This window comes from Hyalangium ruber (genome assembly GCF_034259325.1).
Lineage (GTDB): Bacteria > Myxococcota > Myxococcia > Myxococcales > Myxococcaceae > Hyalangium_A > Hyalangium_A rubrum.
In genome coordinates, this window is sequence record NZ_JAXIVS010000001.1 from 1,102,728 (window position 1) to 1,119,353 (window position 16,626).

At 69.8% G+C, this 16,626-nt stretch carries 11 protein-coding genes; 2 read left to right on the forward strand and 9 right to left on the reverse strand.

Going from position 1 to position 16,626, the window contains the following annotated elements; genetic code table 11:
• Positions 1-13 precede the first annotated feature (13 nt).
• Positions 14-547 (forward strand): hypothetical protein, encoded by a 534-nt coding sequence (locus SYV04_RS04505; RefSeq protein WP_321544334.1) that lies wholly within the window; start codon positions 14-16, stop codon positions 545-547.
• Positions 548-554: 7 nt separating this feature from the next.
• Here the strand turns inward: SYV04_RS04505 and uvrA are convergent, their stop codons facing one another.
• The 7 genes from uvrA to SYV04_RS04540 all read right to left on the reverse strand — a co-directional run bounded on the left by uvrA (position 555) and on the right by SYV04_RS04540 (position 13,289).
• Complete coding sequence (uvrA, locus tag SYV04_RS04510; protein ID WP_321544335.1) at positions 555-5,855, reverse strand: excinuclease ABC subunit UvrA; 5,301 nt, start codon at positions 5,853-5,855, stop codon at positions 555-557.
• Between the two features lie 59 nt (positions 5,856-5,914).
• Positions 5,915-7,033, reverse strand: a complete 1,119-nt coding sequence (locus SYV04_RS04515) for an MvdC/MvdD family ATP grasp protein (RefSeq protein ID WP_321544336.1) — start codon at positions 7,031-7,033, stop codon at positions 5,915-5,917.
• A gap of 100 nt (positions 7,034-7,133) precedes the next feature.
• Complete coding sequence (locus SYV04_RS04520; RefSeq protein WP_321544337.1) at positions 7,134-7,331, reverse strand: hypothetical protein; 198 nt, start codon at positions 7,329-7,331, stop codon at positions 7,134-7,136.
• 209 nt (positions 7,332-7,540) lie between these two features.
• Positions 7,541-10,591 (reverse strand): TonB-dependent receptor domain-containing protein, encoded by a 3,051-nt coding sequence (locus SYV04_RS04525; RefSeq protein WP_321544338.1) that lies wholly within the window; start codon positions 10,589-10,591, stop codon positions 7,541-7,543.
• Positions 10,592-10,644: 53 nt separating this feature from the next.
• On the reverse strand, positions 10,645-11,007 hold the full coding sequence (locus SYV04_RS04530; RefSeq protein ID WP_321544339.1) for a hypothetical protein: 363 nt from the start codon (positions 11,005-11,007) through the stop codon (positions 10,645-10,647).
• A gap of 178 nt (positions 11,008-11,185) precedes the next feature.
• Positions 11,186-12,496, reverse strand: coding sequence for a M18 family aminopeptidase (locus SYV04_RS04535; RefSeq protein WP_321544340.1), 1,311 nt, complete (start codon positions 12,494-12,496; stop codon positions 11,186-11,188).
• A gap of 10 nt (positions 12,497-12,506) precedes the next feature.
• Entirely contained in the window at positions 12,507-13,289 is a 783-nt protein-coding gene (locus SYV04_RS04540) for a hypothetical protein (RefSeq protein ID WP_321544341.1), read from the reverse strand.
• An 88-nt stretch (positions 13,290-13,377) separates the two neighbouring features.
• Between SYV04_RS04540 and SYV04_RS04545 the strand changes: the two genes are divergently transcribed.
• Positions 13,378-14,094 carry a hypothetical protein gene (locus tag SYV04_RS04545; protein WP_321544342.1) on the forward strand — a complete coding sequence of 239 codons (717 nt, stop codon included), beginning with the start codon at positions 13,378-13,380 and terminating at the stop codon, positions 14,092-14,094.
• Between the two features lie 27 nt (positions 14,095-14,121).
• Here the strand turns inward: SYV04_RS04545 and SYV04_RS04550 are convergent, their stop codons facing one another.
• Together SYV04_RS04550 and SYV04_RS04555 are read right to left on the reverse strand one after the other, a co-directional pair.
• Positions 14,122-15,045 (reverse strand): acyl-CoA dehydrogenase family protein, encoded by a 924-nt coding sequence (locus SYV04_RS04550; protein WP_321544343.1) that lies wholly within the window; start codon positions 15,043-15,045, stop codon positions 14,122-14,124.
• 50 nt (positions 15,046-15,095) lie between these two features.
• Positions 15,096-16,484, reverse strand: coding sequence for a dihydrolipoyl dehydrogenase family protein (locus tag SYV04_RS04555; RefSeq protein WP_321544344.1), 1,389 nt, complete (start codon positions 16,482-16,484; stop codon positions 15,096-15,098).
• Positions 16,485-16,626 lie beyond the last annotated feature (142 nt).

The following is a 16,626-nucleotide window of genomic DNA, read 5'->3' on the forward strand; positions in this document are numbered from 1 at the left end:
GAGCAACGCCGTGATGAACCGGATTCGACTGGCTGTGTTGACCGTCGCCCTGCTGCCCCTGGGCGCGCTCGCCGCGTCTCCCCAGGCGGACGCGGACAAGGAGGCCTCGCAGGAGGCCGAGAAGCAGGCCCGCGTGGCGCGCGTGGTGGGGCTCTCGGCGGAGCTGGATCTGGACTCCGCTCAGGCCCTGAAGCTGGACGAGACCCTGCGCAAGTTCGACGAGCGCCGCCGCCCGCTGCGCGAGCAGGTGCGCGAGTCGGCGCAGATCCTCGAGCGCGCCGCGGACGGCGACACCGCGGCGCTGTCCCAGAGCGACCAGGCCGCGCAGCGCGCCTTCGACGCCCGGGCCCAGCTCGCCTCGCTGGACCGGGAGATGTTCCAGGAGCTCTCCCGGGACCTGCCTCCGCAGAAGCGCGCGAAGCTGGCGCTCTTCATGGCCCGCTTCGACAACAAGCTCATGAAGTTCAAGCACAAGTTCCGCGAGCAGCGGCGCGAGCAGATGAAGCAGAAGATGCTGAAGCTGCGCGATCGGGACGACCGCGGCTGATCGTCCCTCAGTGCGCCGCGGCGCGCGGCTTGCGCTCCTCGCCTCCCTGGAAGAGCGCCTTGAGCACCCGCCCCGTCGGCGTCTTCAGCTTCGCCAGCTCCCGAGGCGTGCCCGCCCCTACGATGCGGCCGCCCGCCTCGCCGCCCTCGGGCCCCAGCTCCACCACATGGTCCGCCGCGGCGATGACCGAAGGGTGATGCTCGATGACCACGAGCGTGTCCCCACGGTCCACCAGCCGGCCCAGGAACGTGATCAACCGCTCCACGTCGCCCAGGTGCAACCCCGTGGTGGGCTCGTCCAGCACGTACAGCGTCGGCTCGTGGCGCGCGGAGGCCGTCAGCTCCGCCGCCAGCTTCAACCGCTGCGCCTCGCCGCCCGACAGGGTGTTGGAGCCCTGGCCAAGCTGCAGGTACCCCACGCCGAGGTCCGACAGGCACTCCAGCGGCGCGGACACCTTGGGCAGCGCGCGAAACACCTCCTTGGCCTCGTCGGCGGACAGGCGCAGCACCTCACCGATGGTGAGCCCGTGATAGCGGACCTCCAGCGTGGCCGCGTCGAAGCGGGCCCCGCCGCACACCTCGCACGGAGTCACCACGTCTGGGAGGAAGGACATCTCGTGCGAGATGGCGCCCTGCCCTTCACAGGCGGTGCAGCGTCCACCGGCAGCGGTGTTGAAGGAGAAGCGCGCCGGGCTGAAGCCGCGAATCTTCGCCTCCGGGGTAGCGGCGAAAGTGCGCCGCAGCTCGTCCCAGATGCCCAGGAACGTCGCCGGCACCGAACGCGGCGTGCGACCGATGGGAGACTGGTCCACGGCGAGCACGCGAGAGACCGCGTCCGCGCCCAGGAGCGCGTCGAAAGGCCCTGGCTTGGCCGCCACCAGGTCCAGCGCCTCGCGCATCGCCGGATAGAGCACCTGACGGATGAGCGTGCTCTTGCCCGAGCCGGACACACCGGAGACGACGTTGAGGCGCCCCACGGGCAGCCGCAGGTCCACGCGCTGGAGGTTGTTGGCGCGAGCGCCCTTCAGCTCGATCCACCGCGACGGCTCTCCCCGCGAGGAGGGCGGGCGGATCTGCGAGGCACGCAGCGCCTTGGCCGTGGGCGAGTCCTCCCGCTCGAGCACCCCGTCGGGAGTGCCCTCGGCGAGGATGCGCCCGCCGCCGCGTCCACCCGTGGGACCGAGATCGATGAGGTGGTCGGCCGCGCGGATGGTGTCCGTGTCGTGCTCGACCACGAGCACCGTGGAGCCGGTGTCCACCAGCGCCCGCAGGTTGGCCAGGAGCCGGTGGGTGTCACGCGGGTGCAGGCCGATGGTGGGCTCATCCAGCACGTAGAGGGCGCCCGTGAGGCCCGCGCCGAGCTGCGCGGACAGCCGCAGCCGCTGCATCTCGCCCCCCGAGAGCGTGGCGGCGGCGCGATCCAACGAGAGGTAGCCCAGGCCCACGCGCTCGAGGAACTCGAGGCGCCGGAGCAGCTCCTGCCGAGAGGGCTCGCCGATGAGCGCCCGGTCCCCACGGAACTTCCAGCCCTGAACCCGCGCCAGCGTGGCGGTGACGGAGGCCTGCACCACCTCGTGGTAACGCGCGCTCTCCAGCCGTACCGCGCGCGGAACCGGAGCCAACCGTGAGCCCTGGCAGGAGCGACACGGAGCGGTATGGCCCTCGGCGATGGCCTCGGCGCCGCCCTGCACGCCGGTGCCCTCGCAGGCCTCGCACCGCCCCTGCTTGGTGTTGAAGGAGAACCAGCGCGGGTCCAGCTCCGGCACGGCCGTGCCACACTTGGGACACGTCCGCTCGGAGGACAGCAGCGTCTCGCCCTTGCCGTTGCGCACCTTCAGGGCACCCTGCCCCCAGCCCAGGGCCCGATCGAACAGGGCACGCGGCAGCTTCGCCAGCTTGCCCTCGTACATGACGAGATCGATGTCGTGCTCGCGCGTCTTCGTCAGCCGAGGCGGATTGTCGGTGCCAGCCGTCTGACCATCCACGATGGCGGCGGTGATGCCGGAGCGAGCGGCGGCGGCGAAGAGATCCAGGTACGTGCCCTTGCGCGCCCGCACGGCGGGAGCGAGCAGAGTGCCATCCCCCTTCATGGCCGTGAGCTGCGCGTAGAGCGCGTCTGGCGTGGTGGCGGCGATGGGCTCGTCATCGTTCGGGCAGTGGGGCTGGCCCAGCTTGGCGAACAACAGGCGCAGGTAGTGAGCCACCTCGGTGACGGTGGCCACGGTGCTCGTGGCTCCCGCGCGCGAGGTGCGCTGCTCCAGCGCCACGGTGGGCGGCACGCTGCTGATGCGCTCCACGTCCGGGCGAGGCATGGTGGGCAGGAACTGCCGCGCGTACGGGGTGAGCGTCTCCAGGAAGCGCCGCTGCCCCTCGGCGAAGACCACGTCGAAGGCCAGCGAGCTCTTTCCCGAGCCGCTGGGTCCCGTCACCACGGTCATCTTCCCCAGTGGGATCCGGCAGGAGATGTCCTGGAGGTTGTGCTCGCGCGCATGCTCCACCTCGATGGCCGGGACCTCCGCCCCCGCCTTGCGCAACTTCGCCGGACGGCGGGCCGGCGTGTTCTCCCCCCGCAGCGCCGCCGCGGTGAGACCCGGGCCCCGCGTCAGCTCCTCCGGCGTGCCCTCGGCCACCAGCCGCCCGCCATGGCGGCCGCCACCCGGCCCCAGATCGATGATCCAGTCCGAGCCGCGCATCACCGAGAGGTCATGGTCCACGACGATGACGCTGGCGCCCCGCTCCACCAGCGCGTGCAGCGCGGTGAGCACATGGCGTACGTCGGACTCGTGGAGGCCAGCGCTCGGCTCGTCGATCAGGAAGAGGGCGCCCTTCGTATCCCCCGCCAGCGCGCGGGCCAGCTTCAGCCGCTGCGCCTCGCCGCCCGACAGCGTGGATAGGGCCTGCCCCAGGGACAAGTACCCCAAGCCGAGCCGCGCCACGGGCCCCAGGGTCCGCTGGAGCACGGTGTCGTCCGCGCCGAAATGCTTCAGCACCTCGTCCACGGTGAGCTCCAGCACCTGCGCCACGCTGAAGCCCTGGTGCTGGACGGCGAGCACCTCCTCCTTGAAGCGCCGTCCCCGGCATGCCGCGCAGCGGAGCGCCACGTCGGCCAGGAACTGCATCTCCACCGTCTCGTAGCCCTCTCCCGAGCAGGCCTCGCACCGGCCCTTGTCCACGTTGAAGGAGAAGTGCGCGGGGGTGAGCCCCCGCACCTGGGCCTCGGGCTCGGCGGCGAAGCGCTCGCGCAACCGGTCCCAGGCCTTGGTGTACGTGGCGGCATTGCCTCGCGAGGTGCGCCCCAGCGGCGACTGGTCCACGAATGTGATGGACTCGACCGCCTCGGCGCCCTCCAACGACTCCACATCGCCGGGCGCCTCCACATCCTTCTCGCCCAGGCGGCGTGCCAGGTGCCGGTACAGCACCTCGTCCATCAGCGTGCTCTTGCCCGAGCCGCTGGGACCGGTGATGGCGCACAGCACCCCGAGCGGCACGCGCACGCTGAGCCCCTGGAGGTTGTGGACGCGGGCATTGCGCACCACCAGCTCTCCGGTGCGCTGGCGCGGCTTGCGCGGCGCTCCGCTCGTGCCCGCGAGGAGCTGCCCTGTCGGCAGGTCCGTGCGCTTCGCGAGCGCCTGTGGGGGCCCGTCGAAGCACAGCGTGCCGCCATGCCGGCCCGCTCCGGGCCCCAGTTCCAGGATGCGGTCCGCGGAGCGAATGACGTGCGCGTCCTGCTCGATGACGAGGGCGATGTTGCCCCGGTCCGCCAGCTCCGCCATGGCCTCGGTGAGCGGCCCCACGTCCCGTGGATGCAGGCCCACGGTGGGCTCATCCAGCACGAAGAGAGCGCCGGTGAGCGAGGTGCCCAGCGCAGCGGTGAGGGACACGCGCTGCGCCTCTCCTCCCGAGAGCGTGCGCGCGGGCCTGTCCAGCGTCAGGTAGCCGAGCCCCACCCGCAGCAGGTAGCGCAACCGACTGGCCAGCTCCTTGCGCGCCAGCTCTCCCTGGCCGGTGGTGGTGCGCAGGGCCTCCAGGCGCTCACACGCGTCGGACAGCTCCAGCCGGTGCCACGCCGCCAGATCCAACCCGCCCACGCGGTACGCCAGGGCCTTCTCGTTCAGCCGTGCCCCCTGGCAGCTCTCGCACAGCGAATAGGCCCGATAGCGCGACAGCAGCACGCGCACGTGCATCTTGTACGTACGGCTCTCCATCCACCGGAACCAGGCGCGCACGCCCGGATAGGAGCGCCCGCCGTGGTAGTCACCCTCGCCTTCCAGCACCATCTCCCGCTGCGCCGGGGTGAGTTCGCTCCAGGGCTGGTCCAGGGGGATGCCCATGGCCTTGGCGTAGCGGTGGAGCATGTTGCGCTCCCAGTCCGAGGTCTTCCCCGTCCAGGGACGGATGGCCCCCTTGGCCAGGCTCAGCGAGGCGTCGGGGATGACCTTGGCCCAGTCGATGCCGATGGTGCGCCCGAAGCCGCGACAGGTGGCGCAGGCCCCCGTGGGGGACTGGTAGCTGAAGAGGCCCGGCCGCGCGGGCTCGAACTCGCGCGCGCACTTCGGGCACACGAGCCCTCGGCGAATGCGTCGGGTCGCGCCGCCCGGGAGGAAGACCATGGCGTCTCCCTCGCTCCGGGCCCATGCGTCCTCCACCGCCTGGGTGACGCGCGAGAGCTGGCCGTCCGTCAGCTTCACCCGATCCACCACCACCTGGGCGATGCCCGCGGAGTCCGTGGCCTCGCTCGGCCGCAGCGTCTCCAGCTCCCGAACCTCCCCCTGCACCATCAGCCGGTGGTAGCCGTCTCGAAGCAGCCGGGCGCGCACATCGAGGAACTCCGCGGTGCCAGCGATGCGCACGGGCCAGGTGATGATGGCCTGCGCGTCCGGGTGCGCGGCGATGGTAGCTGCGGCGGCCACGCGCGCATCGGTGCGCACCGCCTCCACGCCACAGTCGGAACACACCGGCATGGCCTCTCGGGTGAAGAGGGCCGAGAGGTACGCCTCCACGTCCGCCAGCGTGGCCACCGTGGAGCGCGAGCTCTTCACGGGGGCCCGGCGATCCACCGCCACGCCAGCCGCCACCGGCTCGAGCGCATCCATGGGCGGTCGCTCCAGCCGCTCGAGGAACTGGCGAGCGTACGGGCTGAAGCTCTCCACGAAGCGGCGTTGGCCCTCCGCATACAGGGTGTCGAGCGCCAGGCTGGACTTGCCCGCACCGGACACACCGGTGATGCAGACGAACTCCCCTTCCGTGAGGTCTACCGAAAGGGACTGGAGGTTGTGGGTGCGGGCGCCAACGAGGTGCGTCTTGTGCATGGAGGCCGCGTCATTTAACGGCCGGATTGGCTCTCGCCAAGAGTATCTGACAGGTTGGATCAGGAAGTGAGCGATGGCCTGCTCGGTCCCTCGTACCACGTGGCCTCGGGCTCAGTGACATGGAGTGCCCGGTCCCGCTCGAGCCTCCGCAGGGCCGCCTCCTTCACATCCGAGTAGCGGATGGCGACACGCTCATGACGCCAGTCGAAATCGGGGCTCCCCTGCCGCAGGAACTCCGTGAAGGCGTCCAGCAGCGGCAGGCCCGAGTAGTTCTCCACGAAGAGGAACTGGCCGGCCTGGTTCACCTCGAGGAAGACGTAGCGACCATCCGGACGCACGATGAAGTCGAAGCAGCCGAAGACGATGTCCAACCTTCGCATCAGCGCCTTGCACCGCTCGAGCACCGCTGTGGGCAGCGCGAAGGGCTCCATCCTCAGCTCGCCGTAGGCCTTGCGCCAGTCGAGCTGTCCCGTGCGCGTCTCCTGGGAGCGCACCCGCGCCGTGAGCGCGCGGTGCCCCATCATCGTCACGCGCAGCTCGTACGCCTTGTCCACCCGGGCCTGGTAGATGCCAGGCACCACGGAGAGGAGCTCGTCCTCCACGAGCTGCGCTTCGGTCAGCAGGCTGGTGAAGGTCATGTAGTGCTTCGCGTCATCCCTCCACGCGGTCATCTTGAAGGGCTTGTAGACGACCTGCCCTCCGTGCTCCCGGAGGAAGGCGCGAATCTCCGCCGGATCATTGGTGTACAGGGTGTCGGGCACCTCCAGCCCCACGTCGAGGGCGAACTGGTGCTGGCGCAGCTTGCTGCTCCGCTCGACCGCGCGCTGCGGGTTCACCCAGAAGGCCTCGGGCGCCAGGGTGTCGAGCAGCGAGCGCCGGAACGTGTCACATCCCAGCTCCACGAAGTCGTGGTCCGCGGGATGGATCCGCTCCTCGTCGATGACGAGCGTGGGCCTGCGATTCCAGACGACGCCGATGGAGTGCTCGGCAAGCTCCAGCCCTGGACCGCGCAAGCGCACCGAGCGTTGGCCCTGCTGGAAGCGCACCGTCTCGGTAGCGCGCGTGGGAAAGTCCGAGGTGTGCAAGAGCAGCGACTCCACGCCCTTGCGTGCGAGTGCTTCGGCGACAGCGGCGGCGTGGATGTCGTCCGGCTGGGAGAGGAGGAGGACGGTCTTCATGGTGGCGACTCTCGGGAGGGTGTCCAAGGTGGCGCCCGGCCGGAGAGGGCAAGCTCTCCGGCCGAGCGTCTGCAGGGAGAAGGGTCACGGTCTCGCTTCCTCAGTCGCCGTCGGTCTGCCCCCTTCGGCCACCCGTGAGATCCAGGTGACCATGGGGATCCACGGTCTGCCCCGCCGTCGCGTCCGCGAGGGGGAGCCCCGTGCCTCCACGAACCTGCTCCAACTCCTCGGCGAGCACCCGCCCGAGCACGCGCCCGGGGTGCTGCTTCTCGTTCGACTGCGTTCCAACCCGCTTCATGTGCTGCCTCCGTGGTGAAGGCTCCGTCAGGAGCCAATGAGGTCTACGGAGGCCTCATGCGGGGTGGATGTGTCCGAGTCAGCCCGGGTCCGGGGACTGCTTCCCTCTCAGGGCAGACGGCCGACGCCAGCCCGGGCGCCTACCCCAGAAAACAAAGAGGCCGCCACGCAGTGCGTGACGGCCTCTCGAACTTCAAACCTCAGTCTGGCCTAGTAGTAGTTGTAGGACAGGCGGAGGTAGAAGTAACGGCCCAGGTAGTCGTAGGTCGCCGCGTCGGAGGACGCGAGGAAGCCGTTGACCACGATGGCCGGAGCCGCGTCGAAGACGTTGTTCACGCCGACCTGCGCGGTCGCGGTGCCGATCTTCGTCTCCCAGTCGTACGCCACGTTGGCGTCGAAGGTGTAGTAGTCCTTCACGTCGCGGGCGATCGGGGGCGGAGCGTCCTCATCCTGGACGGAGCAGGAGTTGAACTCGCACTCCTTGAATCCGTTGATGAAGCGCATGTTGGCCGAGGCGCTGAGAGCCTCGCGCGCCCAGCTCACGCCCAGGTTCGCCTTCCAGTCGGTGTAGACGCCGCCCAGGTCGTAGGTGTTCTTCGCCTGGATGATGGTGCCACCGGCCAGCGTACGGTCGAACTTGCCCAGGTACGTCGCATCCAGGCTGAAGCCGAACCGGCCGAACGCGGTCTGCGGCTGGTAGCGCAGCGACAGGTCGATGCCGCTCGTCGCGTCACCGCCCACGTTGTCGAGCGGGTCACGGATCAGGGTGATGAGGCCGTCCGCGTTACGCTCGATGTTGCTGCAGTACTGGGGAGCCTGGCCCGCCTCGCGCGGGTAGCAGGAGTTCAGGATGACGTCCGAGCCGATGCTGGAGACCGCGTCGGTCACGTTGATGTTGTAGTAGTCAACGGTGGCCGTCACGTCGTTGAGGAAGCGCGGCTGGAAGACGACGCCCAACGTGAGGATCTTGGCCGTCTCAGGCTTCAGGTTGATGTTGCCACCGACGATCGCCCGCTGCTGCGAGCGCTCGTCGGAGAGGGTGTCCGGAACGCCCGCGGCGTCGCAGGCCGCGTCGATCGCCGAGCCCTGCTCGCGATCGGAGCACGGGTCCTGGAGAGACGGGAAGCTGTCAGCCGAGCCCGAGAAGAGCTCGCCCACGGCCGGAGCGCGGAACGCGGTGGAGTAGGTACCACGCAGCGTGACGTCCGGGATGGGGCTGAAGCGACCACCGAACTTGTAGGTCAAGTCCGAACCAAACGTGTTGTAGTCGAACACGCGCGCCGCGCCGGTGAACTCCAGCAGGTCGCGGTTCTCGCCCGTCTCCGCGTTCGTCGTGCCCAGCACCGGCACCGAGAGTTCGGCGTAGGCCTCGTTCACGTAGTAGCGACCCTCGGTCGGCTCGCCCTTGTTACCCGTGGTGTCACCCTTGGCCGTCAGCGGGTCCGGGATGAACGCGCCACCCTCGCGGCGGTGCTCATAGCCGACGGCGACGCCCGTGGGGTTCGCGTTGGAGCTGATCTTGAACAGCTCGCCGGCGAAGTTGGCCGTGATGGCGGTCTGCGTGTTGAGGCCGCGAGCGGTGCCGCGGTAGCTCAGGTAGTCCGCCATCTCCTTGGTGATGCTGCCCTGACCACCGAAGAGGTTCAGCGGCACGCACCCGTCGACCGGAGACTCCACCGTGCCGCACGTGGCCACGCCGGTGTCCGGATCGAGGAAGCTGGGGCCGATGGCGGCCGCCAGCCGGCTGCGCTGCAGCAGGCCTTCCTTGGTGCTCACGCCCTGGGTACGGCCGTAGTTGTAGGCGATATCCCAGACGAAGCCGTTCAGCGGACCGAAGTCCTCGTTGAACTTGCCCTCGACGCCCGTCACCACGCGGAAGGTCGTCAGGTCCTGCGTGTAGTCGCGGGTACCAAACTCAACCAGACGGCGGCGCACGTCGCTGAAGTTGCGGCCGAACGGGTTGTAGACGTTGCTCCCGGAGACCTCGAGGCCCTCGGTCAGCGTGAAGAGCGGCTCGGCGGCCAGCTGCTGCGACGACTGACGGTTGGTGTAGGACGCCTCGAAGAAGGCGCGCGAGCTCGACCCCAGGCGCAGACCGCCGGTGGAGTAGACGTGCGCGCGCTGCTGCGGCGTCACCAGGTAGTTGTCCGGCTGGTAGTTGTACAGGTCACCGCCGGCGTCCTGGACGCCCGTGGTGTTGAACGGCCGCCACTCGCCGGTGCCCGGGTCGACGGTGAAGCGGGTCGCGGTGGGGTACTTGGCCCGCAGCGCGGTCCACTCGGCGTTGCCGCCCGTGCCGCCCGCGGCCACGTAGCCCTCGGGGGTGGAGGAGCTGCCCTCGGTGTAGAGGCGGCGCTCGTTCCAGTCGTAGAGCGTGTCGTACTTGCTGAAGCTGCGGTCCCCGGCGAACACGTCCTTCTGGGTGTAGTAGCCGGCCGTGAACAGGATGTTGCCGCGCTCGGTGCTCTGGCCCGTCGTCAGGCTGAGGTCATACAGCAGACCGTCGCCGCGGCCGGAGATGCCCGTGAAGCCGCGCAGCTCGGTGCCCGAGTAGTCCTTGCGGGTGATGATGTTCACCACGCCCGCGATGGCGTCCGAGCCGTAGACCGCCGAGCCACCGTCCTTGAGGATTTCGATGCGCTGGATGGCGACGGTCGGGATGGAGTTGAGGTCCACCGTGGCGTCGGCGCCCGTACCACCGGCCACGTGACGGCGGCCGTTGAGGAGCACCAGGGTGCGGATGGAACCCAGGCCGCGCAGGTTCACGCGCGTGGCGCCATCGCCGCCGTTGTTGAACTGGGTGTTGATGGCGTTGGACTGCTCGGGCAGGTTCTGGAGGATCTCACCGATGGAGGTACGGCCGGTGGCCTCGATCTGCGCCTTGTCGAGCACGGTGACGGGGGCCGCCGTGGTCAGCTCCTTGCGCGGGATGCGCGAGCCGGTGACCACGATGTCCTCGATGAACTCCTCGGGGGGCGGCTCCTCGGCGGCGGGCTGCGCCGCGGGGCGGGCCGCCGGAGCGGGAGCAGGAGCCGGAGCCGCGGGGGCGGCCGGCACGGCCTGCTCGGGCTGGGTGGCCTCGACGGGCTGCTGCACGGGGGTGGCGGCAGGCTCCTGAGCCGCGGGCGCGGTCTCCTGAGCGGTGGGCACCGGAGCCGGAGGAGCTGCCTCCTGCGCGGCGGCGACGCCCCAGGCACCATTGACGAGGACTGCCACGGCCAATGCGGTGTTCTTGTTCTTGCGGGCTGAGTGCTTAGGCACCTTGGACCCCCTACGGGATTGGGAAGACATGGGTTCGGGTTCCTGGGATGTGACTAGAACGGATAGAGAGCCGGATCAGCACCGAAGCAGTTCGGGTCGGTCGCGTTCTCGTCCTCGGCCACGGCCGCGCAGTGCGCCGCCATGCACTCGGTCCAAGCCGTACCGCTCTCCTCACAGCCCTTGAATTCCGTGCTGCACATCTGGCTGGAGTTGCTCTCCCAGCAGTCCAGGTGGGCCTGGAACTGGGCGTCGCAGCTCTGCTGACCCGCAGCTACCGCGCGCGAATTGAACTCCTCGACGTCGTTGCAGAACTCGGGGCAGTCCACATCCGTTGACCGCTCCGTGATACCGCACGCATTGGCCTCGGAGCAGACAGCCTCGCACTTGCTGGAACAGCCCGTGATGAGCGTCATCATGGCCGCCAGACCCGCAGAAAGAAGCACTACTCTCACGCTGAACCCCCTCCTCAGGAGGATGTCCGGAAACGGACGCGGCGCCATGTTGTCGTTACTTGACCCTCGCGTCAACTCGGGAGGGTCCTGACGGGGGCCTTTTTCTTTCCGACCCGGGAGGTCGTGCCCCTCTGGACACGCTTCAGGTGAAGAATCGACGCAGCACGGCGATCATCGCCGCCACATCCGAAGCAGCGGCCTGCTCACGAATGGAATGCATGGAAAGCATGGGGCTGCCCACGTCCACCGTGCGGATACCCAGCTCCGCGGCGGTGATGGGGCCGATGGTGCTGCCACACCCCAGGTCCGTACGCGTGACGAAGTGCTGCGGCGTCACGTTGGCCTCCCGGCACAGGGACGCGAAGTACGCCCATGTTTCGCCGTCGGTGGCATAGGACTGATTCACGTTGGATTTGATGACAGGGCCGCCGCCCATGAGCGGCTGGTGCTTCGGCTCGTGGAGCGAGGCGTAGTTGGGGTGGACGGCGTGCGACATGTCCGCCGACACCAGGTACGAGTGGCGGATGGCGCGGTGGTACGCATCCTTCCGCCCATCGGAGTGGCCCAGCACGAGCCGCTCCAGGCAGTCGCGCAGGAAGCTGCCCGCGGCGCCCTGGGCGCTGCGGCTTCCCACCTCCTCGTGGTCGTACAGCACGACGCCGCAGGTGGCCTCGCCGGCCCCGCCCATCGCTACCAGCGCGCTCAGGGCCGAGTGGCAGCTGGCGAGGTTGTCCAGGCGCGGCGCGTGGAGGAACTCGCCGTTCAGGCCCGAGCGCGCCGAGGGCTGGGTGTCGTAGAGGCACAAGTCATAGCCGAGGATATCCCCGACCTCGGCGCGCACGTTGGCCGAGGCCAGCTCGCGCACCAGCAGCGCGCGCAGATCCGCCGGCCCCGCGCTCTCCAGGCCGAGCACCGGCACCAGGTGCTCCTGGGCGTTGAGCTTGAGGCCGTCGGTGTTCACGGTGCGGTTGAGGTGAATGGCCAGGTTGGGCACCCGCAGGAGCGGGCGGCGGAAATCCACCAAGTGCGACTGGGGGCGGCCCCCGGAGTGCAGCACCACGCGGCCGGCCAGGGACAGGTCCCGGTCCATCCAGGTGCTCAGCAGCACGCCGCCATAAATCTCCACCCCGAGCTGGTGGTAGCCGTTGCGCGCCACGGCGGCGTTGGGTTTGAGGCGCAGGTTGGGTGAGTCGGTATGGGAGCCCACCAGCCGGAAGCCGGCGCGCTCCACCGACGTGGTGCCCAGGTGGAAGGCGGCGATGCTCGTGTCGCCCCGGGTGACGTAGACCTTGTCCCCCGGCTGGAGCGTCCAGGGCTCGCCCTCGTCCAGCGCGCGGTAGCCGTGCTGGGTGAGGCGTCGGGCGATCTCCCGCACCGCATGGTACGGCGTGGGAGAGGCGTCGATGAAGGCAAGCAGGTCCTTGGCCGTCGTGTCGATGTCGGTGGGGCTCATCGCCCCCAGGCTAGCGCCCCTGGGCCCGAGGGCCAGGGGAAACCCGCTCGGGCTTTCGGGGTGCGTCCAGGAATGTACCCAGCAGCACCCAGCGTCGCGCGTCCGCCTCCGCGCCGGGGCGGGCCATCAGCGGCGTCGTGTAGTGCCAGAAGGGCAGCCGGTACACGGTCACCCCTCCCACGGTGTTGACGGGGGTCATCTCCGAAAAGTGGCCCCCCTTGGCGTAGATGAGCCACTGGTGCGCCACCGCCGGCGTGGCCAGGCTCACGTGCATGTCCACGTAGCCGTCGCGTGCCTCGAGGTCCTCGGGGTGGTGATCATTATGAGGGCCCGAGTAGTCGCCGGGCCCGTAGCACAGCACCTGGATGCCCCACTTGCGCCGCAGCGTGCGCCCACTCACCGCCGAGGCGAAGGCGGCGAAGCTCTCCGAGCGGAGCATGGCGGTCAGCCCTACCCGCTCGGCCGCGTGCCACGAGCGCGAACGCCGGCTCTCCAGCAGCGCGGTGCGCACCCGCACCGTCTTGGGCAGCAGCTCCGCGTAGTTCTCCGTCATCCCCAGGATGCTCTCCGGGGGGATCGGATCCTCCATGGGCGTGAGCGTCGGGCGCAGCTCCTCCTCTAGAGCGTCCCGGCACGCCACCGCCTTCCGGACATTGATGACGCCCGTCAGCGAGATGAAGCGCTGGGGAGGCACCCGCAGCAGCGCACCACAGGCCTCGGGGTCTCGTCCTCTGAGAATCCGGAGGCCTTTGGGGGTGAGCAGATCGGCGAATTCGGTAGGAAAAGCGGGCATATGCAACTTCCACCCAGAGTGGCAGATAATGGTGTCAGTGTCTCTCTCTCCCCTTGCCCGGGGAGCCCTTCCTGACAGGAGTTCCCCCATGGATCCCATCGGCCGCCGACCCTCGACCCTCCGGCCTTCCTCCACTCCTGCGCAGGCGGAGACCCGCCCCACGGCGAACACCCCCCGCACCGCTCCGGCCAACGCCGTGGGCTACGTGCAGCGCAGCAGCTTCGACGCGCCCGTCACCCAGGCGGCCCCCTCGAAGCCGATTCCCGGCGCCTGGCGCGGCGGACCGGACACCCCGGTGGGCAAGGCCATCGCCGGGATGATCGAGCGCATGCGCGCCTCGGATGCCTCGGGCATCCAGATCAAGGGCGACACGATGGAGAGCCTCTTCACGCGCGCCATCCTCGACAACAAGCACGTGACGAATGAGCAGCTCCTTGAGATCGCGAACGTGAAGCTGGAGCAGCTGGCCACCAGCCCCGAGGATCGCGCGAAGGTGTTGAAGAAGGTGCCCAACGCCCGGGAGCTGCCGGTCCACAAGTTCACCGTGGGCATGCTCGCCGCCGCCACGGGCATCGACCCCAAGGCGCTGTCCGAGGCCTGCCCCGACCTGGGCCTGACGGGCGCGCCGGGCACCCCGCTGCTCTACGCCGCGAAGACCGAGCGGATGCAGCGCTCCACCGCCCTGCACGACTTCACGGACTACCTGCGCGGCGCCGGCGTCAAGGGCATGAACAAGGCCGTGTGGGGCGTGGAGAACCGCGTCCTCTCGGCGGCCGTCAGCGCCCTCGGCGGCGGTCGGTACTGAGCCTCGGCTCGGACTTGCCGGACGCCCTTATCCGCTGGTGAGCCGCTGGCGGGCCACCTCGCGCCGTTTCGCGCGAGCCTTGCCCGCCACGCCGAGCAGTCCCTTGTCGCGCTCCCAGCGCTCACGGGTGGTCGCATCCGCGCGCGGCCACCATTCGTTGAGCCCGCCTACCAGCCGCTGGCTCAGGTCCAACGCTCCGCCGAGCGCCACATGCACCGCGGCGGAGGTGGGGTCGGCCAGCGCCAGCCCTCGGAACGTCACCGCCAGCGCGAGCACCTCGTCCTGCACGGACTCGGGCCAGCCGGAGCGGCGGGCCACCTGCAGCAGCCAGCCGAGGAACGCCGCGTGGACATGGCAGTCCTCCACCGTGCGGAACGGCTTGAGGTAGCGCGTGTAGCCATCCCCAGGCAGCACCTCGTCCGGGGAGACGTGTACGTCGTCCAGCCGTAACTCCGCGTGGGAGATCTCCGGAATGAACGGTGGAGGTGGCAACGCGCTGAAGGTGAGGCCCTGGCGGCGCGCGTCGATCATCACCAGCCGGAGCCGGTTGCGGCCCTGCTCATCCTGTCCCTCGGTGGCGACCACGAAGAGGGTATCGGCCGCCGTGCCCAGGGTGACGAAGGCCTTGTAGCCCGTCAGGCGAAGCGCGCCCTCGCCGCCCATGAGGCGGGTCTGGATGGCGCTGGGGTGACCGCCTCCCGCCTCGGTGGCGCAGAGGGCCGCGCGATGGTCCGGCGACAGGCGGGGAAAGAGCGAGCGGAGGGCGGCGTGGTAGCCCGAGGCGAACGCGAAGCCGAGCCGGTCGGCCATGAAGCCTCCCGCGAGCGCCAGGTCCACCGGCGTGGCGAAGCGCGAGGCGAGGCCCTGGTGCTGACGCCACCAATCCTCGAGGGAAGCGAGGGGCGCGGGCGTGGGAGGCGTCGTGAGCAGGAAGCGGAGGAGGTCGTCCACAGGGTCACTCTAAGCGCTGGGAAGGCGCGCGGGAGGCTTTGGATTGGCGTTCAGAGCCCGTAGGCCTCCAGCAACCTCAGCCACACCTCGCTCACCGTAGGGAAGGAGGGCACCGCGTGCCAGAGCGTGTCCAGCGGCACCTCGCCCGCCACGGCGATGGTGGCCGCGTGCAGCAGCTCGCCAATCCCCGGCCCCGTGAATGTCGCTCCGACGATGACCCGGCGGCGTTCGTCCACCACCAGCATCGCCGTCCCGCCGAGCCCTGGCCCGAGCAGCGACGTGCCCGCCACACTTCCCAGGGAGGTTAGGACCGTGCGGACATTCAGCCCCCGCTCGCGGGCCTGCGCTTCGGTGAGCCCCACGGAGGCCACCTGCGGGTGCGTGAAGATGACCTGCGGCGTGGCCTTCGCGTCCGCCCAGGCCCGTACCTCCTTGCCCGCGATGTGATCCCCCGCCAACCGCGCCTGGTACTTGCCCATGTGCGTGAGCAGGTTGCGCCCGTTCACGTCTCCGCAGGCATAGAGCCACCCGCCCTCCACGCTCTTCGCGCGGAGCTGATCATCCACCTCCACCGGCTTGCCCGGCGTGAGCCCCACCGTCTCCAGCCCCAGCTCCGCCGTGTTCGCCACGCGGCCCATGGCCACCAGCAGCTCGTCCGCGCGCACCACCTCCCCCGTGGAGAGTGTCACCGTCACCTCCCCCCGTCCGCCGGGCCGCTCGACACGCGTGGCCTGGGTGCCCAATCGCACGGTGACGCCACTGTCCCGCAGCGCCTGCTCCACCTCTTGACTCACGAAGGGCTCGAAGCGGGAGAGCAACCCTCTGCCGCGCTGCGCCAACGTCACTTCGGCGCCCAGCGAGCGCCAGGCCTGCGCCAGCTCCACCGCCACCGCTCCGCCCCCGAGGACCACCAGCCGCCGTGGCACCTGCTTGGCCGCCGTGCCCTCGCGGTTGTCCCAGGGCCGCGCCTCTTTCAAACCCGGGACGTCCGGCAGGCGCGGCCGACTGCCCGTGGCCAGCACCACCGCCTTGCGCGCCATCAGCTCGCGAGCACCGCCGCTGCCCTCTACACGCACCGTGCGCGGGCCACTCAACCTCCCGTGCCCTCGCACCACGGTGAGCTTCGCGCCCTCGGCCCACTTCACCTGGGAGTCGTCCTTGTAGCCCTGGACCATGGCGTCCCGGCGCTCGAGCACCGCTCGCGCATCGATCGCGCCCTTCACCGTCTCCCCGACTCCAGGAGCGTGCCTCGCCAGCCACTGGGCTTCAGCGGGCCTGAGCAACGCCTTGCTCGGAATGCAGGCCCAGTAGGAGCACTCGCCGCCGAGCAGCTCCCGCTCCACCAGCGCTACCGAGAGCCCCGCCGCCGCCGCCCGTGCCCCCACGTTCTCTCCTGTGGGACCTCCGCCGATAACCACCACATCGAACGTCTCAGCCATGGGTGTTGCCCCCCTCGTACGCCCTGCCTACGCGGCGCCGGACGCCTCGCCAAGGCGCGTCGAGAGCGACTGAGATGAGGACGACAGACACATGCCTCTGCCGAGGCGTTTTTAACCTTTAGTCACTTCCGGGGTTTTCCTC